Here is a 24,322-nt window from a genome sequence, read left to right on the forward strand (position 1 = left end):
CGGGCCCCGGCGTGGCCTCTTGGAGACTGCTGTGACTGCCACCACCTTGAGTGCGCCTGCTTCCTTGTCGATCTGGGATGCCGCGCACTCCGCTGATGCCCGCCGACCTCGTTCTGTGCAGACACAGTTGGGGGCGTCGGACACGATCTGCTCACGCCGTGCTGGATACATCCTGGCCGGCACGGAGCGGACGAACGCCGGGGACAAGCGCGCCGCGATCCTTGGCACGTACATCCACCAGGGGCTGCTCGAAGATGCCCGCCGCGAGTACGGGTGGCTCATAGAGCGGACCGTCGCGGACGGGACCCTGCGCGGGCACATCGACGTCGTACAGCTCGATGCCGCCACGGCGGCGCGGCTGCCCAAGCGGCATCGTCCTGCCGAGCCTGCCGCGCACCTGACGGTGGAGGACGTGAAGACGAAGTCGAGCCGCGTCTGGGATCGGGTCGTGAGGTTCGGGCCGACAGCAGCAGAGATGCGGCAAGTCCTGCTGTACGCCGACCTGTTGCGCACGGTCGGGTTCGCGGATGTTCCTGGCCAGCGGTACCTGCACAGGCTGGGCCCGATCGACGTGCAGCGCATCCGGTTCCGCTTCGTATGCCGGGATACGGGCGAGGAGCACATCGAGGAGTTCGTCTTCGACGAGTGGCTGGCTGCTCAGGCTCGTTGGTGGGTGGACCGTGTTGTGGAGGCGGACTCTCCGGAGGAGCTGCGGCGCGACCATGACGGTCCGGGCCTGTCGGTGATCTGCGACAACTGCCCGTTTGTTCATGCCTGCTGGCCGGGTGTGCCGCCGGGGCGGCCCGCGCAGACGATTCTCGTCCACGACGACGACGACCGCGCGAAGGCGCTCGCCGACTACGTGCGCGCTCACGAGCGATTCCGGGAGGCCAAGCGGGTCAAGGAGATGGCGAGGGCGATGCTCGACGACTCCCCGGAGGGCAACTACGGGGAGAACCACCTGGGGTGGGGCGGCGGCAACGACAAGGAAGAGTCGGATGTCGCTGCGATGGTCGAGCTGTTCGAGGACGCCGACTTGGTCGTGCCGATGGTCCCGGACGAGAAGGCCATGATCCAGATTCTGCGCCGGGCCGGCATGGTCGTGCCCCGGCGTAAGGCGGCCGGTCAGAAGACTGCCCGCACCATCAAGGTCAGCCGGGCCCGTAAGACCTCCTGACGGTCTCTGTGGCGGCCCCGCACGGACGGTGTGGGGTTCGCCCTCTCTTTTGATCTTTCGAAGTCTTATTACCGCCTTGGAGGCATGCTCCGTGTCGATTCTGCGCCGCCACCTCAGCACCGGGTTCACCGTGCTGCCGACGGCCACCCTTGAGGATTCCCGTCTGTCGTTTCGGGCTCGGGGCGTGCTGGCGTTCCTGATCTCGAAGCCGGATGCGTGGAGGGTGCGTGCCGAGTCGATCGCGAGCGCGGGCAAGGAGGGCAAGGAGGCGATCAAGACGGCACTGCGCGAGCTGAAGGACTTCGGCTACTACCGGGTGGTGACCGAGCGACTGGCGGACGGGACGCTGAGCCGGATCACCGAGGTGTACGACACGGCACAGGAGTGGGCGGCCGAGGAGTACCGCAAGTTGGAGGCGCGGCGCGTGGCGCGCAGGCTCAAGAAGCAGCTGGATCAGGGCGATACGGCCGTCGACAAGGAGTTGCCCGAGGGGGGACGTGGCAGTGATGGGGAGGAGGCCTGTGGCACCGAAGGCGGGTTTTCGGGCGCCGGTTTTCCGGACGCCGGTTCACCGGACGCCGGATCTTCGGGCGTTCTAGTTAGTAACCAGAGCCAATATCCAGAGAAGAACCCCCCTACCCCCACAGCTGACGCTGCAGGGGAGCCGGGTGACGCTCCGCTCGACGAGACAGAGGAGGGTTCGTGCCCGACGCATCCGGATAAGCCGGGCCGTTCGTGCCGGGGCTGCGGCACGAGTCCGAGGCAGCTGCGGGCGTCGCAGCAACGGGCAGAGAAGGAGCGGTTCAAGGCTCGTGAGCGGGAGGCGAATGAGCGGGTGTTGGCGCAGGTGCGGCGTAAGCCGGGGGTGGAGGGGTTGTCGGAGGTTGCGCGGCAGCAGCTTGCTGCCATGCGGAGCAGAAGGCGGGAGGCTGCGGCTGGTGGCGGGGAGGTAGAGTCGCCGCCAGAAATAGGCTGATGTATAAATGTGCAGCGGTTGCCGCTCGGGGGATTTGCCACCCCTGCCGCACATAGTAGAATTAACCCTATGAGCAGGAAGGGTCCGTTCACCTTGGGAGGCACACATGAAGTACGGCTCCATCTGCCGCGGGATCGCTTACATGCCCGACGACGAACTCATTGACGCTTTCACCAGGGCGAGGATGTTCCAGGTGGCCTGCCGGGGCGACGAGGTGCGCGTGATCGCCTATCACGGGCAGAGCTCCGTTGAGGCTCAGTGCCGGCCGGGCGGCAAGGGGTGGGAGGCTCTGGCGCTCACGCAGCAGCCCAAGGGCGATCTGCCGTTGACGGGGGTGCTCTTCACCGACATCCCGCAGTGCGCATGGAGCACGCTGGACCTGGCGGTCAGTGTGCTGCGGAGCCGGCTTGGTGACCACTTCACGAAGCGCGTGGCGCTGAAGGTCAAGTAATCGCAGATGATTGTGCACTGGGCAAAAATAGGCCAGTGCACAACCAGCGTGGAGGATGGATAGACATGCTTGATGTGACTGCCGAGGTGGCCGCGATCCGTGCCGACTACGGGCCGGACGAGCATCGCGCTCTCGCCGTGTACAGCGACGTGCACGTTGCCCTGGAAGAGGCCGGGCTGCACCCGTACGTAGAGACCCGCGGCGGTTTGGCCATCTGCGCCTTCGCCGACGACGGCATGCTGTTCGTGGTCGCCTGCGAAGACGCCCTGCCGTTCAACCGCTGGGCACCCGGGGCGCTCGCGGGCTGGCACCTGAGTCACGTGCCCGAGGACGGGCCGGCGCCCGCCTGGCGGTGCGTGGTCTACGACAGCCTGCCCCCTCATCCGTGCCACTACGAGGTAGGAGACCTGGACCTTAGGCCCCTCGTCGAGGCCCCGACGGCCCACCTCGCCGCCTGCTCACATCTCCGCAACCTCGGCGGGGCCAGGGCGTGAACCTCAACGAGGACGACCTTCAGATGGCGGTGCGTGACTTCTTCTCACCAGCGTTGCTCCTGGAGTTCATCGACCTGCCGGATCTTCGCGCCCGCATCCGGTGGGGCGAGAAGCAGTTCGATGAGGGGCAGCGCGACCGCAGCGTCCGGCGCCTCGAGGGAGAGCCGGATGCCGGATGCCTGACGCACTGGGCGGCTATGCCCAGCGGGTGCGGGTTTCGCTACGACGTCGATGCTCGTGGCGGTGCGCGGTCCGGATTCGTGTACTGGCATGACGTACATCGGACGGTGAACTCCCGCCTGACGCCCGTCCGTTACGGGTTCCTACGCGCGGCGGTCGAGGCCGTAGCGGCGCACGAATCCGCATACATTCCGGGCCCGGTCCCCTTCCGCACGCCCGAGTTGTGGACGTCCCTGTTCTACCGCCCGTGGGCACGCCGGGCCAGCGGCCTGGAGCTGAAGGCGTCGGCCGCCCTGGATGCCATCTGCCCGCCCGCCAAGGCGCAGCCCGCCTTGTTCTGATTCCACGCGACAACGAAAAGGCCCTTCCCCGTGATCACCTCCACCACTTCCGCAGCCTGGACTGCCGCCGCGCCGTGCGCCGGCCTCGACGGGTACGTGCCCAGCGAGGAACTGGTCCGCAGCAAACCCAGCGACGTCATGAAGGCCTGCGGGCCGCTCATGGAGGGCTGCGCGCAGCTGTGCCCGTTCGTGCTGGAGTGCTACGAGCGGGTGCGGCCGGAGGCGAACCGGTTCGACGGGGTGTGCGCGGCGCGTACGTGGGTCAACGGACGGCCCGTCGCCGTGGCCGCAGGTGCACCTGCTCTGTCGAAACTCGCCTCGCAGGCGGGTACGTGCGGGACGAGCAGCGGGGTGAAGGCGCACCAGCGGCTCGGGGAGCCGTTGTGCGGGCTGTGCCGGGTGACGTCACAGCGGGCGGAGGTGCGGCGCGCGGGCGCGGCGAGCATCCGCAAGCGCGCCTCCCGCACCGGCCGTGAGGCGCGCGCGGCAGCGTAGAAGCGCGCGCAACGAGGCACCCTTCATGGCTCTGAACTGCGCAAACGCAATTGACACCCCCTCTAGAGATAGTAGAATTAATCCTAGTTGGGAGGGGGGAATACGCCCGGCTCCCGCTTGGAACACGAGAAAAGGAAGCACCCCTGATGCGCACGATGACGCCGGACCCGCTCGCCGTTCTGCAGGTCGCCACCATGCACAACATCACCGAGGAGCAGGCCGCGACCGCCATCACCTGGGCCGCGCACATGACCGTGCACGCCTGGGAGGCATACGCGGACACGCTGGGCCTGGTGAAGAAGGACGGCGCCGCAATGGAGGCATGGTTCAGCACGCTCGGCCCGGACCTGCGCAGCTCCGTACTCGAGGACGCGGTCACCGCGGTGGTCGGCGCCGACCGTGTGCTCACCGAGATCTACAGCAAGCAGGACGGTCAGCAGCCCACCCGCGTACGAGTCATGCGCACCAACCGGCCTCGCGTTCACATCCACTGACGCTCCGCGACTTCGGCCCGCCTCGTACCGGGGCGGGCCGCGCCATGCCGCCATCCCAATTCAACGGAAGGAGCCGCCTCATGGGCGCTCTCGACTTCTACACCACCGCCACCGGCACCGACGTACACACGGCCTTCAACACTGCCCGCGAGCAGGCCGAATGGGAGTACGGGACTTCCGGCTACACCGGCACCATCGCCGAGAAGAACGAGGTGACGCTGCTCGACGAGCCGAAGCGCAGCGAGCCGGACGCCGTGGCACGCGCAAAGGAGCTGCTCGACGGCGACGATCCGCGGGTCAGCGGCAAGTACGGGCCCGCCGGCGCACTGCCGATCACGGCGGTCGACGGCTCAGGCGCCTGGTTGTTCTTCGGCGTGGCCGCCCACTGATGCCCGCCCCGGGGCTGCGACACAGCGGAGCCCCGGCCCGCCACGCCTGTCCGGATCCCCGAAAGACGATGACCACCGTGCTCGACAAGCACCTGCCGCTTGAGGCGGCCGCCGAGATCATCAGCAACCTCGGTCTCAACAGCACCCAGACCCGCCGGGCCAATCGCACGATGCAGCGCATCGTCTACCGCGCCTGGACCCGACGCGGCCGGGCCAAACAGGCGGTGACGTTCGAGGAGTTCGCCGATGAGGTTCCCGCCTGTGACTGGCCGTTGATGTTCGAAGTGTGCGGGCTGGTCCTGCTCGGCCGCGACACGGATGCCTGCGTGCTGATCACCGCGGCCCGACGTCTACGTGCAGCACACGAATGCCGGGCGAGCGACAGCACCACTGATCGACGCCCATCCGACGAGGAGGAACTCCTGTGATCCTCAGCCCTCGCGAGATCGCCCGTGTCGGGCTCCGCGACATGTACCCCGAAGACGACTTCCCCAACCGGCAGATAGCCCTGCGCGTCCGGCGTGCCCTAAAGCGCCGAGACCGCCAGCGCACGCGGACCGACATCGCTGCCTTCTTCGCGCGCTCATCTGTCCCCGACGAGGCCGACCACTCATGACCCACCACCCCCTTGCCGATCGGCACGCGGGTCTCCCACATCAACCAGCAGTGGGCCCGCAGTCTTCCCGCCGGCACCGCCACGGTCATCGACCGCAAGGGCCCCTGGACGGACGGCTCGTGGGAGTACCACGTGCGCGCCGCCTGCGACTTCTCGCGCCAACCCGGCCCCGACAATCCCGAATCCCGCACCACGTGGTGGCCGTCCTGGGCCACCACACCGTCACTCACGAAAGAGAAGCCCGTGCACAACGCCACCAGCAACAGCGAGACCGAGGACGGCGAGCAGGAGATCCGCTCGCTCCACCGTCTCCTTGCCCGGGCCATAGCTGCTGTGGACAACAACGTGAAGGAAGCGTTCGTCGTCTTCGGCCTGCCCAACCTGTGGTCTCTGACCCGCCCGGAAGTGCGACGGCAGGTACTTCTCCTCGCCGCCTGGGAAGCCCGCTCCGCCACAGCGGCCGAGCTCGAATCTCCGACGTCCGCAGGCCAGTACGCGTGGGCGTTCACGCAGTACGCGTCCTCGTGGGCCGAGCAGCACCCGGACGGTGACGCGGAAGGTTTCTGCGCCGGGCCGCACGCGGCACGCCATGCCGCGTCGTCCCTCACCTTCGACCGCGACGACCTCCTGGTGTCCCTGGAGGCGGCGCTCCTCCTGTGCTCCCGCGCGGATACGCCGGAGGAGTCGTGAAGGTCGGCGGATACGTGTGGCTACGCGGCCACGGCAGCCAGCCGTTGCGCGACACGCACGGTGAGGCGATTGCCTTCCGGGTCACTGCGTCCAAAACCCTTGCTGGCCACGGCACTTGGTATCAGCTACGCACCGCTCACCGTGCGGCGCAGGGCATCTTCGGCGGCTGACACACCGGCCTGGCCCTCATCCCCATCCCCCTGACCAACCACACCTGAAGGAGCGCCATGGCTGCCGTATGGGACCCGCCACCGACACTTCCACTACACGACGGTCTGACCGTGACTGGCCACGCCCACGGCCCGACGCACGCCCCATGGTCCGGAAAGCCGCAGAACCGGACCCGGTACAGCGTCCACGCTGTCGACACCACCCGGAACAAGCTGCTCGTCTCGATCAGCAGCATCGTCATCGCGGGAGGAGCCACCGAGTGCCCGCACCCCAGGCGAGGCGTCACCGGCTGGGCCAACGTCGCGTACTTCGACCTGGTCCTCCTCGCTCACCTGCGCTCCAGTGGCCCGTACGACGGATACCGGTGCCACCACCACCTCTCCACCTACCCCGGAGCCCGGGACTGCTGGCACTGCAAAGCCCGCCCGCCCGAGTCCGAGTGCGGTCACTTCACCGTCTCCCGGCAGCCCACTGAACTCGCAAGATTCCTCGGCGTCGACCGGACGCCGTAGCGCCGAGCAGATGGAAGCCGCGCTCGCCGCCTCCACCACCGAGCAACCCCCCTCCTGGCCTGGCCTTTCGCAGTTGACCCCACCCCTAACCGTAGTAGAATAATCATTAGCAAGGGGGTGCTGGACAGGTTTCACCAGCACCCCCTTCACCACGCCCACAGCCGTCCGCTCACCGCAATCGCCGGATACGGAACGGCACTTACGAAGAGAGCACTCCATGCCCTACGACACTCAGCTCGTCGCTCCAGACCTGCTCACGCTCGCCGAGCAGACCGCCGCCGCGCTCGGATCGGAATGGGCCGTGACCGGGCTGCTCGGCACGGCGATCGTGACCCACCCCCTCGGCCTACGCTGCAGCCTCCGAACCCGTGACGGCCTGCTCAGCGTCAGCGCCTTCGTCTCCCAGGACAGCGGGCCTCGCCAGCCCGCCAAGCCGTTCACCGCGACCACTCCGATGGAGAACGCGAACGGCGGGAAGGTCGCCGAGCTGATCCACAGCCACGTTCTGCCGCACTTCGGGCGCCGCGATGCCCTCGCGGCACTGCGGCTGCTGAGCCTCCCGCTGCGTGATGCCCGGCTGCCCGCCATGGCGGAGGGAACAGCCGCACGCTCGGAGCTCGTACTGGAGGGCGGGGACAGCACCAACCCGGCCCTCCGCATCCATATCCGCTCACCACGCCCCGGCGCCGTGAGCGTGAACGTTCAGATGAACCGGCTCACCGCGGAGCAGGCCATCCGGTGCGGGCGCACTGCGCTGACTAGGCCCCCGTCCCATCTCGAAGGCGAAGCAGACCCCTTCCCGCCGGAGGTACGGGCAGTCCTCGATGCCCTCCCTGAAGTCAACGGTGCACAGCCGCGGGCCGGATTCACGAGCCTCTACCCGACACACGGGCCGCTCGAGATCCTCCACGATGCGAACGCCGCCGAGCCGAGCGCGCCGTTTGCGCTGCGCACCAGCGACACTTCGATCACCGCCTCGTACGCCGTCCTGCGCTCCTACACCGCCGCATGATCCGGCCCGAGGACACCGCGACCGTGATCAGCAAGACACTCCTGGCGGGCACCGTCGACGGAGCCACAGGTGATGAGGTCGGCGCGTATCTTTCCGGGCTGGGGCCCACGCTCCGCAACGTCACCTCCGCCGCCCTCGCTGTCGCCCGCATCGACGAACTCGGGTGGGCGCCGCTCGGCGGGTATCCGGGCAGCGACGTGTTGTGGCCCGTCGCCTGTCTGATGTGCGGCAAGCCCGTCCTGCGCTTCTACAGCCATCTGCGCCGTGCGCGCCCCGCGATGCGCCATCGCGGCTGCGTCCCGCAGGACCAGCACGCGTATCTGCTCACGGCGCTGTCCGCGTACATCGCAGACACCTGCCCGTGCCGGCGGGGACACGCCACGACCGTGGACGAGGTGGCGCAGGCCTTCGAGGGCCTGCAGCGCGCCGTCCGCAGGGACGACCACGGCCAGGTTGCCGCCCACGTGAGGGCTCTCACCGGCCCCTGCCCCGCCACAGCAGCCCGCGCTGGCGCCATCCGCGTCCTCCAGAGCGCATCGAAGTAACCGCTACAGAACAGGAGTTGCCTCCCATGAGTGAGTACGAGCGCGGTGATCGCGTCGCCGTCCTCTATCTGTCGAAGTCGAACGGAACGTGCCTGGCCTACAACCGCACCGTCATCGACGTCGAACCGCACGCTGAGCACGGCCAGCGCGTGTGGGTGAACATGCCGCACGACGCCTCGGTCGGCAGTCCGCACGACTTCTTCGCCGACGACGGCGAGGGCATCTGGCCCATGGAGGACGAGCCGGTCGAAGACCAGCTGCCCGTGCGGCTGGCCGCGAACCTCGACTGGTACATCGCGGCCGCCGCACCCGACTCCAGCCGCCTGACGTGGCCGTCAGGCCGGGGGCACCTGCCGGCCCGGGTTCCGTTCACCGACAAGGCCCGCGCCCTGCACGCCCGCATGGCCTGCCACTACCTCCACCAACTGCGCGCCGTCGACCCGCGCGCTTTCGAGAACTGGGTGGCCCAGCACAAGGCCACGCCGGTGGCCCAGTAGACGTGCCGTCCGAACACCGGCACCAGCCAGAACAGCGCGACCAGCAAGGAGAACGAACGCACATGCGGGGCCTATGGAAGGTGACGTACACACACCCGGAGCACACCCGGACGACGTGGAACTACCTGATTCCCGTGTGGGACGCCCGGACCGAGAACGCGGCACGGGAGCGCGCCCAGGCGAAGCACGATGCGAATGCAGCCCACTTCGGGGCGCGGATACGGGCGGATGACACCTCTGAACTTGAGGTGCTGAACGTGATGTTCAAGCCTGCGGTGCTCTCGCGTGAGCGGGCGGCGGCCTGGATCGCGCTACAGCAGAACGGGGCGATCACCGAGCGGGGATGGCCGCTGTCGTACGAGCGCGGGGAGCGCCGTCGTGACGAGGCATGGCGCACCGAGGTTGGCGAGCTGCACATGAGTCTGCGTGAACGCGTCCACGGGTTCGGGGAGTCGGTCGCCGAGATCCTGCAGGCGCCGGAGGCGGCAGCATCGGCGGCCTGGGCTGTCGAGGCACACACCGACCGCTTCGGGCGGGTGTGGTGGGACAGGGCCCGGGCGGAGATCCACAAGGCGGGGCTGTCCTGGCTGTGGCAGACCCCGTACGGCATGACCTGGATCGATCAGGCCTAACCCCCTCCTGAGCTGGTCTTTCGCATTTGCCCCCACCCCTAACCATAGTAGAATTAACTATCGAGGGGGTGAGGGAAAGCCCAGACCCCCCGCCCGAAGCACCCTCAGCGCCGCGACCCGCCCCACCCGGGGCGGGTCGCCTCATATCCAACTCCCACGAAAGGCGGCTCCGCCGTGACCCAGCAACTCGACCTGTTCGCAGACATCGCCGCCGACCCCGAGCCGATACCCGCCACCTTCACCGCCGCACCGAAGCCCGCACCCTCCACCCCCTCGACAGCACCACCGAAGCTGGCGCCGCCGGCCGCACCTTCTGCCCCGCCCGCCCGGCGGCCGCCTCGCCCGCACCTCGTGCGCGATCCGCACCGGCGCGCCCTGGAGATCGGCGAAGCGGTGGCCGAGCGGTGGCACAACCGGCATGGCGGCACGGCTATCGAGGTGCCGATCGGCGTCGTTGCCGCCCTCTCGCTCATTCGCGAGAAGGACCCGAACGGCCCGGACCTCAAGACGCAGATCCTCGCCCAGGACGGCCCGCAGCTGATCGAGATGCTGCGCGAGATCTGGTCGGTGCACTGGATGCACCGCCCCGACCTGATCGAACGTGCACGGATCCTCCATGAGTGGCTGAACGACGAGGTCGACGAATACCGCATGCACGCGGTGCGCGCCGTCGCCGAAACAGCCCTGAAGCGCGGCCTGTTCGACCTGACCGCCCACGAGGATCCGTTCCTGCGCTCGGCGACGGACGTCCTGTCGCCCGTGATGATGTGCCTGCGCTCCCACGGCGCCCGACAGGGGCTCGGCGAGTATCACACCCCGGCGCCGGTGGCAGACGCCATGGCCGACATGCTTGCCGCCGGGCAGGTCATGGACATCAGCCTCGCGGTCGACGCTCCGCGCGGCGGCGAGCACATCCACGATCCGTGCGCCGGCAGTGGCGGGCTGCTGCGCTCGGCCGCCCAGCACCTTCGCGAACGTGGGCACGATCCGGCGGACTTCCAGTGGTCGATGGTCGACATCGACCCGATCGCCGCCGCGTGTTGCGCGGTGAACGCGATGGTCTGGGAGCTCGGCCCGCGGGTGACCGTGGCGTGCGCGGACACGCTGGCCAATCCGAACGCCGTCGCGGATGCGATGAAGGAGGCGCGGGCCGTCTTCGAGCACCGCGACGAGGTGGTGGGCAAGGCGCGGATCATTGCCGCCCTGCGTCAGGCCGAGCATCTGATGGAGCAGGCCCTCTCACCTGCGGCGTAGCCCCCCCTTCTGACCTGCACAGACACAGTTGACCCACCCTCTATAGATAGTAGAATTAACTTAAGAGTTGAGGGGGTCACCTCACCGACCACACGCCAGAAAGGCCGTCATGCCCGACACCGTTCACGCCCTGCTCGTCGCCGTCGACGGCACGATCACCGACCTTCACCTGAGCGTCAACGACACCGCCCAGCGCAGGCAGATTCAACAGGCGCTCGGCGACTACGCCGAGGCGCTGCGCTACGTACGCCGCCCGGACGGCTCGCGCACCGTCGCCCTCGCCGCCGAATCCCGCGACGGTCAGCCCCCGAACCTGTGCGCGGCCATCGCCATGCACTTCCTCCTCGGCGAGGGCCTGATCGCCGACATTCAAGGTCCCGTGATCTTCGCGGGATTCAACCAGGAAGGCGCGCTCACCAGCCTGACCGAGGACGCCGTGCGCACCATCCGCACCGCCTCCGTCATCCCAGCCGTCCGCTGAATCCCTGCGCGTCATTCCGCAATTCCCTTTATTCCAGCACCACTTGAAGCAGGAGCCCCCCTTGAGCAGCACACCCATCGCCGAGCCCGACACCGTAGACCTCACCGACCCTGAGTCGGCGGGCTCCGAGGCACCGGAGCCGGCCGTCCTCAGCGAGGCCGACCTCTACCTGCTGGGCAAGCCCATCGCCGAGGCCCTCGCCGACGGATGGAGCGAGGACCCTGAGGACCACCCGGCGGGCTTCGCGGACAGGTCGATCCGCCTCGTCCACCCCGACGGCCGGTCCATCGGCATCCGGCACCTGTGGCAGGGCCGGGCCGTGCAGACCTTCGCCGTCGGCGGTCCCGCCCCCGAGCAGGCGGCAGACTCCGACAGTGCGGCCGGTGAGAACACCCGGCTGCCCAAGGGGGTGCGGTACAGCACCGGGGTCCGGTTCACCACGGCCTCGCCGCTGGAGGAGATCCTCACCGCAATCCGCACCGTGCTGCTGCCCGCCTTCGACGGGACTCGGCTGCGCCTGCGCGCCAACGGCACGCCGATCCCTCCCGCCGTCCAGCCTGCTGCCGAGGACGGCACCGACGCCCCGGCCGACCCCGCCGCGAAAACCAAGACCAAGCCGAAGAGCACAGCACGCCGCTCCGCCTCGGGCAAGCGCACGACCAGGCGCCGCACCCCAGCAGCCGCCTGAGCCCGGCCCCGCACCACACCAGGCGGGCGCACTTCATGCCGCGCCGCCCTATCACTTGAAGGACCACCACCATGAGCACCACCACCGACGCACGCCCGGAAGCCGTCGAGGGATTCGCCGGCCGCTTCGTCTGGGTCGATCCCCACGACCTTGTTGTCGACCCGTACAACCACCGCAAGGATCGCGCCGAGACGGACGGCGAGGACACCACCCAGCCCGACCCTGAACTCCAGGCCAGCGTCGATGAACTCGGCGTGCTCACCCCACTCGTGCTGCGCCCGCAGGAAGGCGAGAACGAAGGCAAGCTCGGGATCATCTTCGGCCAGCGCCGCAACAACGCGGCCCTGGCAGCCGCGAAGAAGGCCCGGGCGAAGAAGAAGCCGTACCGGCTCGTTCCCGCGATCGTCCGAGACGACCTTGCCGGGGTTGACGATGCGGCACTGACGGTGTCGTTCATCGAGAACAAGCACCGCCGCCAGGCCACCGTCCGCGACGACATCGAAGCCGCCCGTCAGCTCTCCCTCATGAACATCCCCAAGGCCCGCAAGGTGCGCAACGCACGCGCCATGGGCTTCAAGCCTGCCGAGCTCGGCGCCGCCAGCAAGGCCGCCCAACTCTCCGACGCGTCACTCGCCGAGGCGATCGAGGAAGACTTCAACCTCATCGAACTGGCCGAGTTCCAGGAAGTCGAAAGCGTCGAGGACGCCCTGTGGACCCTGACGCGGGCCAAGGCGCGTGACCAGCGGGAGAACAACACCAAGCGCGGCCACTGGAAGCACGCCCTTGCCGGCCTGCGCGCCGAGAAGGAACTCACCGACAAGTGCGCCCAGCAGGCCGCCGAGCTGACCGCCGTGGAGATCACGGTCGTCGACTGGCGCTGGAACTGGTCCGCCACCACGACGAGGCCGCTCACCGACCTCCTCACCAAGGACGGCGCCCCGCAGACCTCTCAGACCCACCACGCCTGCCCCGGTCACGCTGCGTGCGTCTCCCCGAACGACGCCGAGGTGATCTGGCTGTGCACCGCCTGGCACCGCCACGGTCACCCGCTCACCACCGAGGCCGCCCAGAAGGACACCGCCCAGGCAGGCCCCGACAAGGAGGCGGCCAAAGCGGAGCGGCGCCTGGTCATCGCGAACAACAAGGCGTGGAGGCAGGCCCGCGAGGTCCGCGCGGACTTCATCAAGGACCTGTGCCAGCAGCCCGAGGCCAGCACCCGCGTATGGCCGCTGATCCTCTCGATGATCACCGGTACCAGCTACGCGTACGAGAACTACGTCAGCCGTAAGAGGACCGATCTGACCGCACGCTTCCTCGGCGTCGAGGACCCCAACGAGGGCAACAGCCAGTGGACTCGGGTGGACGACCCGTTCGGCGCGGTCATCTCACGCACCAGCCCGGCGCGCTCCTGGAGGGTCCTGCTCGCCCATATCGCTGGCGCCTACGAGGTGGAACACATGGACGACGCCGCCTGGCGCAACCGCATCAATGAGCAGACCGTCGCGTGGCTGACGTTCCTGCAAGCGGAGGGCTACGCGCTGAGCACCGTCGAAGCGGAGACCGTGGCCAAGGGCCGCGCCCAGCAGGAGGAAGAGAAGGCGGACGCTCGGGGGGACGACGAGCCGGAGCACGACGAGGACTCCAAGGACCTTGAGGACAGCCAGGAGCACGAGCCGATTGCGGCCGCAGCCTGACGCCCTCCGGCGGGAGGCTCCCACCACCAGCCTCCCGCCGGCCGCTAGCCCGCAATCACCCTCTGCCCACCGCTTCGAAGGAACCGCTCCATGCGCACTGCTCGCTCCGCGCTCGACTACACCCGCAGCCTGGCTGCCCTGCTGGGACCCGACTGGACAGCAGACAGCTGCCGGCACAGCGATCTCTCCCTCCTCAACGGCCCCGCCATGTCACTGGAAGTTGCCACCCTGCCGCCGGTACGCGCGTCCGGCGCCGTCAAGGTTTCCCTGTCTCATACGCACGCCTTCGTCTGGCCCCGCCGCAGCGACCCCCGCCACGAAGTGACCGGCACGATCGGGGATCCGCAGGCCGTCGCCGACGCCATCCTCACCACGGGCCTGCCCGCGTGGACCAGGCTCCTCGCCGACCTCAGCGTGCGCACCGACCGTACGCTCAGCGCACTCAAGGCGTTCATGACCATGGCTGAGCAAATGGCTGGCCCCGAGGCGCAGGTGGCCTACGGGTCGGTGCCCGGCGTCGCAGATCTGCGCTGGCCCGGCGGCAGGGCCACCATCCACGCCGACGACGAAGGCAGCATCCGCATCGCCCACCTCGACCTCTCCGACCTGACCGCCAGCGGCTTCGTGAACGTGCTCCGCACCGTGACCGGCACCGAAGTCCTCGCCAACACTGCCAGCACCACCGCTTCCTGAACGGCACAAGACACCCATGAAGATCAACCGCCGCAAGGCCACCTGGTACCCGAAAGTCTCCAAGCACCTCTCGCAGACCGTCACGACCAGCGGCGCCTGGACCGTACGCACCGAAGGGGACGAGCTGATCCCCACTGAATTCGCCCAGCGCAACCCGCACATCGTCGACCCCCTGCCCGACGAGCAGGATTACGTGCGCTACCTCCGTCTGCACACCGTCCACGACGGCCGTGAACTGATCACCGAAATGACTCCCGGCTACGCCGAGGACCTGGGATACGCGCTCATCGACAAGGGCGCACGGACCAGGGTGGCCAACTATGAGCAGCAGGACGGCTTCACCACCGACCGAGAGCCGTGGGAGGCGGCGGTCGCCTCGCACAAGAGGGCACAGACCGCTGCCGTCGACCGGGCTGTGGAACTGATCCAGATGGTGTGGCCCGCACTGCAGGCCCGCTACGGCAACATCCTCAGCTTCGACAGCGAGGTGCTCGGCCGCTGGTGCATCGTGGTCGACAACGAGGGGGCGACCGCGAGGGTCGAAGCCGCACGCGTGCCCGGCCGCGCTTGGGGCACGTTCGTCGAGGCGGCCATGGATCGCACCTGGTTTCAGACGGGGCGCTTTCACGGCGCCGAGGACTGGGCACGTGCCAGGCCAGGGCACTACGAGGCGAAGCCGCTGCGGGCCCAGTACAGCGACCGCCTTCATGTCGGCACTGACGGGCAGGCCGTCGAGCTCGTTCTGTACAGCAGCGAAGTCCGCAAGGTCGCCCGAGGGTTCGCTCTGATGCTCGCCACCATCGAGCGGTATCCCGACAGCGCGACGGTCTGACCGGAAGCCGCATCCCACCCCTGTGACCTGCATGAACGGGTTTGACGCCCCCTTCATGCATAGTAGACTTAACCTAACGGGGAGAGGGTGCCACATTTCACGCCTACGCGACCGCCGGCCATCCCCGCCACTGCCCTCAAAGAAGGCGACACCTTCGCCCTCATCGGCAACGACAGCTCGCTGACCATCCGCGCGAAGCAGCGGCACCTTCAGCCGCTATGCCCCCTCGACCTCGAAGGCCACGATTCGCGACGACGAGCCGATACGCCCACTGCGCATGCTGCGCGCCTTCGACCTCGCCTGCCAGCTCTGCACCCGCACCCGCCGACACGTCCTCGACCTTCCCGTCCACGGCATCCCGCAGACCTGGGTCTGCGACCAGCACTAGCTGTCAGCCAGCCAATCCGGCACGCCTCAAGGACCCACGACCATGCCCACCAGCGACCGCACCATACGCGTCGGCACCATCGACGTCACCGTTCGCACCAGCAACAGAACCACGCTGACCGTCACCGTCACCCAGAGCGGCAACATCATCGTCCGCGGCCCGCACTCCACCACCGACACCGACGCCGCCACCCTCGTCGAACGACGCCGTTCATGGATCTACCGCCAGCTCTCACGCCTCACCGAGACCACACCCGACAACCCTCGAAGGGAACTCATCCGCGGCGCAGGATTCGACGCTCTCGGCCGACCGCACCGCCTGCACATCGCCCCCGATGACGACCAGGACGAACCCCTCATCCAGTACCGGAGCACCCCTACCGACGGTTGGCTCCACATTCGCCGCAGCACAACACTGAAACCGGATGAAGCCATACGAACCATCATAAAATTCTACGCCGAAACCGGGCACGAATGGCTGAAACTCAACTATCCACAGATCGCTAGATATACACTAAATAGTTCCATGCCGGTCACCGTCACCTGTGGTTTTGGCCGGTCGTGGGAGTGTCAACCTAGATTTACACTCCCCCCGGGTCCTCGCCACCTGCGAAGATGTGCGTCTTCGATGCGAACGCGGTGGGGATACATCGTTCCCGCCTACGGGAAGTTGTGGGACAGACCGGTAGCCCACGGTCATGCGAGGTGCCTCCGGTTTCATCATGAAGGCAGGGGGAAAGGAGCGACCGCGCGTCTTTGGCGAGATAGGGCGGTCTTTCCGGGGTAAAGAGGTTGCAGGCTGCGGCTGTGTGGCGTTCTACCTGCGGTGTCCGGTGCGGGGACGCAAGGTCCAGTTCCGGCCGTTGGAGACACCTTGGCGCTCGTACCAGATTGTGTTCATGCCGTACATGAGCATGGTTAGGCCGCTGCCGTTGAACAGAGTCAGGTAGCCGACGTTGTATTGGCCGAGCAGGCCGTCCACGAAGTGGCCCACGTCGTCCACGCCGTCGCCGGGGAGGTTACGGTTGCGGACAAAGGGGTCGGGACACATGAAGACAGGTAGGCGCCCATAGCCCGCCCAGTCGACCATCGAGTAGTCGATGGCCTGGGCAACCCAGCCGATCTGGTCCTTCCTGCTCGCGTCCGCGACGTGCGAGTCCCAGGACTTGAATTCAACACCGAGCGCCACCTGCGGGTTCTTCCAGACCTGCGCGTCACGCGGCCTGAGCACTGCGTCGATCCGGCACGGGCGCCCGGTGGGGTGTCTGCCGGGCACCTCGCGCTGAATGTGGAACCAGGGAGCCAGCCGACGTAGAACGGCGTTGGCCAGCGCGGCCTCGTCGGCGAAGCCCGCCAGGGCTACCTGTTCGCCAGCGAGCGGGTAACCGACGGGCGGTCCGAAAGGGGAAGGCTCCCCCGCAAGCGGCTGGAAGGAAGCAGCTGCCCGCTGAAGGAGTATGGCCGTATCTTCGCTGGCGTCTGTGGTCACTGAAGGGTCCTCCCAAGTCGTTGCAGCCCAGGCTGCGGAAAGACGACTGCAACATGGAGGAAGGGATGCCCCGCCATGTTGCATCCGGTTAGCGCAGCCAACCGAGTCAACTACCCACATGTCGAGTGCATTTGGCAGCCACATGGAGCCTTGATGGGATCTTGGAACGTACTTCGAATTCGCTCCGACCACTACCACCTCTGACTAGGACTCACCGGGTGACGGAAAGCTGGAGCTCGGTCACCTGGCCGGGCGTCCAATGCGGGTTCATCGGCGCTCGCTCCGTGGGGATCCGCGATCGGATATGGCGGCGTCGGCATTGACTCGAATCATGGGCTATCCCCTTCGCACCAATATGGATCCATGGGCAGGCGGCCCGCGTCCCAGTGACGACTTCTCCTCGGCGCCATCAGGATGGGGGTGTTGTCGACAGCGAGGGGGAACAATGCAGGACCGTCGCATGTACCTGGAAGCGATGCGTGCCCGCGACCAGGGCGAGGAGTACGAGTCTGCCCTAGCACATGCTCTGGGCTTGTCGCTGGACGAGGTCACCGCGTTCCGGGACGTCACCGCGTACAACGCCGCACTGAAGTCGGGCAACGCGGACACCCAGGAGATTCAGGCCCGGCAGGCGGTGATCCGCTTTCACAGGCTGGAGCGGCGCACCGAGGAGCGCCAGGCAATGCGGACCGCGCTGAAGCGTGCGCAGGACGACCGCCGCCGGGAGCGGATCGCGTCGCGTCCACAGGAGCGGTACACACGGGAGGAGATCGGTGAGCGGGATGGGTGGGAGTGCGGGCACTGCCTGACGCTCGTGCCGCGCGAGGCCAACCCGCGCGATCCGCGGGCGCCCCAGGTGGACCACATCACGCCCATCGCGAAAGGTGGCGCGGACACACGGGACAACGTGACGATCTCCCACCGGTACTGCAATGCGGACCGGTGGGGTTTGGGGCGGAGGTGTTCGCCGGAACAGGCGGCAGCGCGGCTGGCGCGGGCGGTGCTGGAGTATGAGGCCCGATGCACCCCTGACTGTCGTCCGGAGTGATCGGCTACGCCGCCGAGCCGGCTCCCCATGGACCTAGACGATTCATTCCGAAGTGATCAGTGGTCGTAGGCGATCAGGGATCGTGTGACGTGCTGTCCGGTCTTGTGGTTGTGCCAGACCGCTGCGGCCAGCGCGAGAACGCGCTGAGCGACGCGGACAGCGACGCCCTCGAAGGTCCGGCCGCCGTGTTGTTCCAAGTTGAGCTGGCCCTTGAGGGTGTCGTTCACCGACTCGATCAGTTGCCGCACAGATTTCAGCAGGGACTCGCCCTTGCGGCGTCTCTCCCGTTTGAACGACGGCCGCATCAGCTCTGCCCCACGCAAGGCCAGGTCCGCCTCGAACTCCTTGGAAGCGAAGCCCTTGTCTGCGATCAACAGCAGGCCGGGCTGGCCGGAGACCGCGTCAGGCTCACGATCCAGCATGGCCGTCAGCACGTCACGCTCGTCGAGCTTCGGGTTCGCCAGTGCCCACAGGATCGGCATCCCGGTCGGGGTGCACACCAGATACAGCCGCAAGCCCCAGAAGTATCGGGAGTGGCTGGCGCAGTATCCGTATCCGGCCCAGCCGGCCAGGTCCGACCTCTGCGCGGTGGGGCGTGACCGGCCGCATTCGACCGGGGTGGAGTCGATGATCCAGTGACTGTCGAACCAGAAGTCGCTGTCTGCCGCCAGGAGCCGTATCGCCCGCTTGACCAGCGGCAGCGCGGCCCTGAGCCGCTTGTTCCAGCCGGGCTGCTTCGGTATGTACGGGAACATCGCGCCGAGGCGGGAATGGACGAACCGCAGCCACCTGGACTCCGAGGTGAAGCCAAGCCTCGCCTGGGCGACAGCGAGGCAGACAAGCTCGGAGTCGGTCAGCCTGGGAGGACGCCCCAGCCATCGAGCACCCCCGAGCTCGTCGTCGATCTTCACATACAGGGCGGTGATCAGGGTGTCCAGGTCGGTCTCCACCGCCCGATCTTGGACTCCATATTCGCGAGCCGGACAGTGACGGGACTGGTTACTGTTGCCCGCATGTCGCCACTGTCCCTTTCCCCGCTCCGACTCGCTCCGGACGATATCGCCGAGGTTGTCAGCATCTACACGTCCAACCCCGAATACGGCCGTACCTCCGGCGAGTACGACCCCGCGCGCATTCAAGCCCAGCAGGTGGAAGCCGAGCTGCGAGAGGACACGGGCACCGGTGGGTTCGAGGTCCTACTCGCCCGAGATGCTGAAGGCCAGGTGATAGGCCTGGTCTCCATTCTCCGCCAACATCCCAGGGACGGGTATCCATGGATCGGACTGCTGATGGTCCACGGGAACCAACACCGCAAAGGTCACGGCCGACTGCTGGCAAATCTGGCCGAGGAACGCTTGCGCTTCGAGGGCCGGAACGACGTCCGCCTCGCGGTTCTGGAGAACAACCCGGTGGCCCTGGCCTTCTGGAGCTCGCTGGGCTGGCAGGAGATCGATCGCCGTCCCGATGCCCAGTACGGTCGACCTTGCATCGTCATGCACAAGCAACTGACCTGATCACTTCGGAATGACTCGTCTAGTGGCGCTCGTCATCGCCGTGGCGGCCGAATCACCTGGCCGTCAGCCGTCGGCGGAGCTCGATGCATGCGATCCCCCCATACATCGCGAACTCAAAGCGGTAGTCAATCAAATCCCTCACATTCGCTACCTGCGGCTGCGGGCACGCCCCAGGCTCGACTCGTATGACGGCTGGTCCCGGGGGATGTCCGGGGGACAGGAGGGGGACAGAACGCCGAGGACGATCAAGGACGGAGACGGAAAGGCAGGTAACAAATCCGTCCAGACTGGCGGCAATGTCTCGGCCGCCAGGCGCCGGTTCACGACCCGTCAGACCCCCCGCTGCCGCAGCGTAGACCCCCCTCTCCCCTTCACGACCTCCAGCTGCGCGTGGATCCGCCGCCGCAGGTCAGGGACGTGGCTGACGATGCCGACGCTGCGGTCCCGCTCGCGCAGGGAGTCGAGCACGTCGAGGACCTCGTCGAGGGTCTGGTCGTCGAGGCTGCCGAAGCCCTCGTCGATGAAGAGCGTGTCCAGGCGGACTCCGCCGGCCTCGTCGGTGACGACGTCCGCGAGGCCGAGGGCGAGCGCCAGGGAGGCGAAGAACGTCTCGCCGCCGGACAGCGTCGCGGTGTCCCGCTCGCGTCCGGTCCATGCGTCGACGACATGCAGTCCGAGACCGCTGCGGCCGCGTCCGGTCCGGTCGTCGGAGTGGACGAGGGTGTAACGGCCCAAGGACATGCGCTGCAGACGGACGGTCGCCGCGGCGGCCACCTGCTCCAGGCGCGCCGCCAGCACATACGACTCCAGGCGCATCTTCCGTTCGTTGTCCGCGGAGGTGCCCGCGGCGAGGGAGGCCAGGCGGGCCACCCGGTCGTACTCCTCGCGCAGCGGGGCCAGGCGTCGTACGCCCGCGGCGGACCGGGCGGAGAGCCGGTCGAGTTCGGCGCAGCGGCGGGCGGCCGCGTCCCGTGCGGAGGCGGCGTCGCGCAGCCGCTGGGCCGCGACGGCGGCGGCGCGTTCCGCCGAGACGAGGTCGGCGGGCGGCTGCTGGGCGGCGGCCGCGGTGTCGGCTTCCGCGAGGACGGCGCGCACGGCGGCCTCCTCGGACTGCCAGGCGTCCAGACGGCGTTGGAGCTCACGGTGGGCGGCGTCGTCCAGGAGTGCGGCGGCCGCGGCCTGCGGGGTGTCGAAGCCGGCACGGAAAGCGGCGTCGGCGAGCCGGGCGTCGGCGTCCTTGAGCCGCTGGGCGGTGTCCTCGGCGGCGCGGGCGGTGTCGGCGGCGTCGGTGAGCAGGGCGGCCCGGCGTTCGAGCTGGGCGGCGCGGGCGGCGACGCTCCCGGCGGCACCGCTGGCCTGCGTCAACTCCGCTTCTAGGGTGGCTCGTTCCTGGTCCAGGGCGTCCCGGCGGGCGACCCGGGAGGCGGCGCGTACGGCGGCCTCCTGCTGGGCGGAGACACGCCGGTCGCGTTCCCGCTCGGCCTGCCGCAGCTGTTCGTGGGCGCCGGACAGCGCGGACGCTCCGGCGCGGGCCTCCGTGAACTGTCGCTCCAACTCGTCTGCCTGGAGCGCCAGTTGCTCGGTGGGTGTGTCGCCGGCCTCGCCCTGGGCGGCGGCCAGGGCGCGCTGTACGACACCCAGGCGCCGCTCGGCCTCGGTGCGCTGTTCGTCGGCGTGCTGGTAGGCGGCGAGGGCACGCTCCTCGGTCTCCCGGCCGACGTGTCCGGCGTCCTTGCGGGCGGGCGCGGGGTGTTCGACGGCGCCGCAGACCGCGCAGGGTTCACCTTCCGTGAGCTGGGCGGCCAGCTCGGCGGCGATGCCGTTCAGCCGCTGTTCCTTGACGTCGAGCCATTCGGCACGCGCCTTCTGCGCGGACTCCGTGGCGGCCAGGACCTGGCGCTGGGCGTCGTCGACGTCCCGGCCGAGCTGGTCGCGTTGCCGGGCTGCGGCGAGGCGCCTGCGGGCGGGGTCCCGCTGCACCGCGAGCTGTTCGGCCCGGGTGGCGGCTTCCTGCGCGGACTCGACACCGCGCTGGAGTGCTGTGCGCGTCTGGTCCCACCCGGCGAGCCACGCCTCGGCCTCCTGCAGGACGTCCTCGTCGGCCCGCTCCTGCCGCTCCAGCCCCTCCCGCTCCTTCAGCAGCTCGGCCAGCCGCTGTTCGGCCCGTCGCGCGGACTCCAGACCACCCAGCTCCTCGGCGGCACGGCGAGCGGCGGCGGCGAGACCGACGGCACCGGCGTCGGTGAGTCCTTCCGCCGGCTCCAGGATGTTCCGCAGCAGCGCACGCGCACGTGCCTGCGCCTCCGCCGCCCTGCGGTGCTCGGCGTCCATGGCCTCCCGGAGGTCCAGCGCCGGTGCCACCGCTTCGGCCTTGCGGGAGCGTTCCATGCGCGCCTGGGCCTCCCGGTGCGCGTCGGCACGCCCCTCCAGCCGCGCGGCACGCTCGCGTGCCTCGGTGAACCGGCGCTGCAGCCGGTCCAGTTCGCGTGCATCGTCCAGCTCCCGCTCGGCTGCCGCGTGGGCCGACTCCGCGGAGGTGAGGCGGAGGTGGGCGATCGTGAGCTGTTCGCGGGCGGTGCTGCGGGCGACGGCCGCGGCACTGATGACGGCCTCGGCCAACCCCGGCTCCCCCGGCGCCAGTTGAGGCAGTTCCATCGCGCCGTCCGCCGCCTGCTGCATGCGGTGCGCGTCGGCCAGCAGTGCGGCGTCCCCCTCGCGCACCTGTGCCTCGGCCGTGCGGCGACGCTCCGCGAGCCGCTTCTCGACCTCGGCGAAGCGGTGGGTGTCGAAGAGGCGGCCCAGCAGCTTGCCGCGCGCCTCGGCGTCGGCGCGCAGGAAGCGCGCGAAGTCGCCCTGGGGCAACAGGACGACCTGGCAGAACTGCTCGCGGCTCATGCCGAGCAGCTGGGTGATCTCCTCGCCGATCTCCTGGTGCGAGCGGCTGAGGTCCTTCCAGGCGCCCGCCGTCGCGTCGTACTCGCGCAGCCAGCTCTGGGCCTTCTCCAGCGTCGTGCCCGAACCGCGCTTCTTGGGGCGCTCCCAGGGCGGCTGCCGGGTGACCTCCAACCGGCGTCCGGCGACGGTCAGTTCGAGGGTCACCCCGGTGCGCGTACCGGATGCCGCGTGATCGCTGCGCAGGGCGAGGCCCTGGCTGCTCTGGCGGGCGCCGGGAACGGAGCCGTACAGGGCGTAGCAGACCGCGTCCAGGACGGACGTCTTGCCCGCTCCCGTCGGTCCGTGCAGCAGGAAGAGCCCGGCGGCCGACAACTCGTCGAAGTCGACGCTCTGCGAGCCGCCGAACGGCCCGAACGCCGTGATGTCCAGCCGGTGCAGCCTCATCGCGCCACCTCCCGCACGGCCTCGTCGGCACGCACCGCGTCGAACGCGTCCCGCAGCACGGCCTGTTCACGCTCGTCGGGTCCCGCGCCGCGCACATGGGCGACGAAGTCCTCGGCGATCTCCTGGTCGCTGCGGCCGGCGAGCCGCCTGGCGTAGGACACATCCGGGTCGTCCGGTGCCCGCTCGGGGTCGAAGACGAGGCTGAGGGTGTGCGGGAAGCGCTCGGTGAGCCGCGCCATGGGGTCGGCCGGGCGGACCGGGTCGGTGAGGGTGGCCTCGACCCACGCCTCCTCGTGCCGGGTGAGCCCGGGATCGGCGAGCAGTTCCTCCAGGGTGCCCCGGATTCTGGCCAGCGCGCGCGGCACAGGGCAGTCGATGCGCTCGGCGGTGACGGAGCCTTCGGCGTCGAGGTCGACGAGCCACATCGTCTTGCGGTGGTCGCTCTCCGAGAAGGAGTACGGCAGCGGGGAGCCGGAGTAGCGCACCCGCTCGGTGATCGTCTGGCAGCCGTGCAGATGACCCAGTGCCGCGTAGTCCACACCGTCGAAGACCCCGGCGGGCACGGCTGCGACCCCGCCGACGGTGATGTCCCGCTCGCTGTCGCTGGCCTCGCCGCCGGTGACGAAGGCATGCGCGAGGACGACGGAACGCGTGCCCCGCGCGCGCGTGGCGAGGTCGGCGCGAACCCGGTCCATGGCGGCGGCGAGCACCGCCTCATGTCCCGTTTTCTCCACGCCGAACTCGTCCTTGACCAGGGCCGGTTCGAGATACGGCAGCCCGTAGAAGGCGACGTCACCGTGGATGTCCGACAGCACCACCGGCCTCCCGCACGCCGACGGCTCGGTCCGCAGATGGATGCCGGCCCGCCCGATGAGACCGGCCCCGACACCGAGCCGGCGGGCCGAGTCGTGGTTCCCGGAGATCATCACCGTGGGCACGCCCAGGTCGGCGAGGCGGTGCAGGGCGTCGTCGTACAACTCGACCGCGGCCAGCGGCGGCACCGCCCTGTCGTACACGTCCCCCGATACGACCACCGCGTCCACACCGCGCTCACGCACGGTCGTGACGAGGTGACCGATGAACCCGGCCTGGGCCCCGAGCATGTTCACCCGATGGAACGCCCGGCCCAGATGCCAGTCGGAAGTGTGCAGCAGCCTCATGATCCCCGACCCTAACGGCCGGGTCTGACATCACGGTCGGTTACTCCCGTATCGGCCCGTCATGAACCATC

The 24,322-nt window shown here is 68.7% G+C and carries 29 protein-coding genes; 25 read left to right on the top strand and 4 right to left on the bottom strand.

What is annotated here, in order from left to right:
- Positions 1-115: 115 nt before the first annotated feature.
- The 23 genes from ACWC1K_RS19915 (at position 116) to ACWC1K_RS20025 (ending at position 16,488) form a co-directional block, all read left to right on the top strand.
- Entirely contained in the window at positions 116-1,177 is a 1,062-nt protein-coding gene (locus tag ACWC1K_RS19915; protein WP_450832928.1) for a PD-(D/E)XK nuclease family protein, read from the top strand.
- 91 nt (positions 1,178-1,268) lie between these two features.
- Complete coding sequence (locus tag ACWC1K_RS19920; RefSeq protein ID WP_450832929.1) at positions 1,269-2,153, top strand: hypothetical protein; 885 nt, start codon at positions 1,269-1,271, stop codon at positions 2,151-2,153.
- Positions 2,154-2,259: 106 nt separating this feature from the next.
- Positions 2,260-2,604 carry a hypothetical protein gene (locus tag ACWC1K_RS19925; RefSeq protein WP_450832931.1) on the top strand — a complete coding sequence of 115 codons (345 nt, stop codon included), beginning with the start codon at positions 2,260-2,262 and terminating at the stop codon, positions 2,602-2,604.
- 65 nt (positions 2,605-2,669) lie between these two features.
- Positions 2,670-3,098, top strand: a complete 429-nt coding sequence (locus ACWC1K_RS19930) for a hypothetical protein (RefSeq protein ID WP_450832932.1) — start codon at positions 2,670-2,672, stop codon at positions 3,096-3,098.
- A 23-nt stretch (positions 3,099-3,121) separates the two neighbouring features.
- Positions 3,122-3,619, top strand: a complete 498-nt coding sequence (locus ACWC1K_RS19935; protein WP_450832933.1) for a hypothetical protein — start codon at positions 3,122-3,124, stop codon at positions 3,617-3,619.
- Between the two features lie 30 nt (positions 3,620-3,649).
- Positions 3,650-4,114, top strand: a complete 465-nt coding sequence (locus ACWC1K_RS19940; RefSeq protein ID WP_450832935.1) for a hypothetical protein — start codon at positions 3,650-3,652, stop codon at positions 4,112-4,114.
- A 146-nt stretch (positions 4,115-4,260) separates the two neighbouring features.
- Entirely contained in the window at positions 4,261-4,608 is a 348-nt protein-coding gene (locus ACWC1K_RS19945) for a hypothetical protein (protein ID WP_450832936.1), read from the top strand.
- A gap of 80 nt (positions 4,609-4,688) precedes the next feature.
- Positions 4,689-4,997: a hypothetical protein gene (locus ACWC1K_RS19950; protein WP_450832937.1), complete on the top strand. Its 309-nt coding sequence runs from the start codon at positions 4,689-4,691 to the stop codon at positions 4,995-4,997.
- A gap of 77 nt (positions 4,998-5,074) precedes the next feature.
- Positions 5,075-5,425 (top strand): hypothetical protein, encoded by a 351-nt coding sequence (locus ACWC1K_RS19955; RefSeq protein WP_450832939.1) that lies wholly within the window; start codon positions 5,075-5,077, stop codon positions 5,423-5,425.
- Positions 5,426-5,625: 200 nt separating this feature from the next.
- Positions 5,626-6,303 carry a hypothetical protein gene (locus tag ACWC1K_RS19960; protein WP_450832940.1) on the top strand — a complete coding sequence of 226 codons (678 nt, stop codon included), beginning with the start codon at positions 5,626-5,628 and terminating at the stop codon, positions 6,301-6,303.
- Entirely contained in the window at positions 6,300-6,473 is a 174-nt protein-coding gene (locus ACWC1K_RS19965) for a hypothetical protein (RefSeq protein ID WP_450832941.1), read from the top strand. Before ACWC1K_RS19960 ends, ACWC1K_RS19965 begins: the two co-directional genes overlap by 4 nt.
- Before the next feature lie 111 nt (positions 6,474-6,584).
- Positions 6,585-6,986 carry a hypothetical protein gene (locus ACWC1K_RS19970; RefSeq protein ID WP_450832943.1) on the top strand — a complete coding sequence of 134 codons (402 nt, stop codon included), beginning with the start codon at positions 6,585-6,587 and terminating at the stop codon, positions 6,984-6,986.
- A 217-nt stretch (positions 6,987-7,203) separates the two neighbouring features.
- Complete coding sequence (locus tag ACWC1K_RS19975; protein ID WP_450832945.1) at positions 7,204-7,998, top strand: hypothetical protein; 795 nt, start codon at positions 7,204-7,206, stop codon at positions 7,996-7,998.
- The gene (locus ACWC1K_RS19980) at positions 7,995-8,543 is read left to right on the top strand and encodes a hypothetical protein (RefSeq protein WP_450832946.1); all 549 of its coding nucleotides are present in this window, start codon (positions 7,995-7,997) and stop codon (positions 8,541-8,543) included. Before ACWC1K_RS19975 ends, ACWC1K_RS19980 begins: the two co-directional genes overlap by 4 nt.
- A 26-nt stretch (positions 8,544-8,569) precedes the next feature.
- Positions 8,570-9,040, top strand: coding sequence for a hypothetical protein (locus tag ACWC1K_RS19985; protein WP_450832948.1), 471 nt, complete (start codon positions 8,570-8,572; stop codon positions 9,038-9,040).
- A gap of 62 nt (positions 9,041-9,102) precedes the next feature.
- Complete coding sequence (locus tag ACWC1K_RS19990; RefSeq protein WP_450832949.1) at positions 9,103-9,672, top strand: hypothetical protein; 570 nt, start codon at positions 9,103-9,105, stop codon at positions 9,670-9,672.
- 174 nt (positions 9,673-9,846) lie between these two features.
- On the top strand, positions 9,847-10,926 hold the full coding sequence (locus ACWC1K_RS19995) for an N-6 DNA methylase (protein ID WP_450832950.1): 1,080 nt from the start codon (positions 9,847-9,849) through the stop codon (positions 10,924-10,926).
- A 109-nt stretch (positions 10,927-11,035) separates the two neighbouring features.
- Positions 11,036-11,407 (top strand): hypothetical protein, encoded by a 372-nt coding sequence (locus ACWC1K_RS20000; protein WP_450832951.1) that lies wholly within the window; start codon positions 11,036-11,038, stop codon positions 11,405-11,407.
- 61 nt (positions 11,408-11,468) lie between these two features.
- On the top strand, positions 11,469-12,095 hold the full coding sequence (locus tag ACWC1K_RS20005) for a hypothetical protein (RefSeq protein ID WP_450832953.1): 627 nt from the start codon (positions 11,469-11,471) through the stop codon (positions 12,093-12,095).
- 71 nt (positions 12,096-12,166) lie between these two features.
- Positions 12,167-13,789, top strand: coding sequence for a ParB/RepB/Spo0J family partition protein (locus ACWC1K_RS20010; protein WP_450832954.1), 1,623 nt, complete (start codon positions 12,167-12,169; stop codon positions 13,787-13,789).
- Between the two features lie 90 nt (positions 13,790-13,879).
- Entirely contained in the window at positions 13,880-14,482 is a 603-nt protein-coding gene (locus ACWC1K_RS20015) for a hypothetical protein (protein ID WP_450832956.1), read from the top strand.
- Between the two features lie 16 nt (positions 14,483-14,498).
- Positions 14,499-15,314 carry a hypothetical protein gene (locus ACWC1K_RS20020; protein ID WP_450832957.1) on the top strand — a complete coding sequence of 272 codons (816 nt, stop codon included), beginning with the start codon at positions 14,499-14,501 and terminating at the stop codon, positions 15,312-15,314.
- Between the two features lie 430 nt (positions 15,315-15,744).
- The gene (locus tag ACWC1K_RS20025) at positions 15,745-16,488 is read left to right on the top strand and encodes a YgjP-like metallopeptidase domain-containing protein (protein WP_450832959.1); all 744 of its coding nucleotides are present in this window, start codon (positions 15,745-15,747) and stop codon (positions 16,486-16,488) included.
- A 30-nt stretch (positions 16,489-16,518) separates the two neighbouring features.
- Here ACWC1K_RS20025 and ACWC1K_RS20030 read toward each other — a convergent pair whose 3' ends face one another.
- A complete protein-coding gene (locus ACWC1K_RS20030) occupies positions 16,519-17,190 on the bottom strand; it encodes a hypothetical protein (protein WP_450832961.1) in 672 nt (223 codons plus the stop codon).
- Between the two features lie 460 nt (positions 17,191-17,650).
- On the opposite strand from ACWC1K_RS20030, the gene ACWC1K_RS20035 reads away from it, so the two are divergent.
- Positions 17,651-18,238, top strand: a complete 588-nt coding sequence (locus tag ACWC1K_RS20035) for an HNH endonuclease (protein ID WP_450832962.1) — start codon at positions 17,651-17,653, stop codon at positions 18,236-18,238.
- A gap of 56 nt (positions 18,239-18,294) precedes the next feature.
- Here ACWC1K_RS20035 and ACWC1K_RS20040 read toward each other — a convergent pair whose 3' ends face one another.
- Positions 18,295-19,188 carry an IS982 family transposase gene (locus ACWC1K_RS20040; protein ID WP_450832964.1) on the bottom strand — a complete coding sequence of 298 codons (894 nt, stop codon included), beginning with the start codon at positions 19,186-19,188 and terminating at the stop codon, positions 18,295-18,297.
- 63 nt (positions 19,189-19,251) lie between these two features.
- Between ACWC1K_RS20040 and ACWC1K_RS20045 the strand changes: the two genes are divergently transcribed.
- On the top strand, positions 19,252-19,752 hold the full coding sequence (locus ACWC1K_RS20045) for an N-acetyltransferase family protein (RefSeq protein ID WP_450832966.1): 501 nt from the start codon (positions 19,252-19,254) through the stop codon (positions 19,750-19,752).
- A 330-nt stretch (positions 19,753-20,082) separates the two neighbouring features.
- On the opposite strand, the gene ACWC1K_RS20050 is transcribed toward ACWC1K_RS20045, so the two are convergent.
- Together ACWC1K_RS20050 and ACWC1K_RS20055 are read right to left on the bottom strand one after the other, a co-directional pair.
- A complete protein-coding gene (locus ACWC1K_RS20050) occupies positions 20,083-23,091 on the bottom strand; it encodes an AAA family ATPase (RefSeq protein WP_450832968.1) in 3,009 nt (1,002 codons plus the stop codon).
- Positions 23,088-24,251 (bottom strand): exonuclease SbcCD subunit D, encoded by a 1,164-nt coding sequence (locus tag ACWC1K_RS20055; protein WP_450832969.1) that lies wholly within the window; start codon positions 24,249-24,251, stop codon positions 23,088-23,090. Before ACWC1K_RS20055 ends, ACWC1K_RS20050 begins: the two co-directional genes overlap by 4 nt.
- Positions 24,252-24,322: the final 71 nt, after the last annotated feature.

The sequence above is a fragment of the Streptomyces sp. NPDC001492 genome, assembly GCF_053597275.1.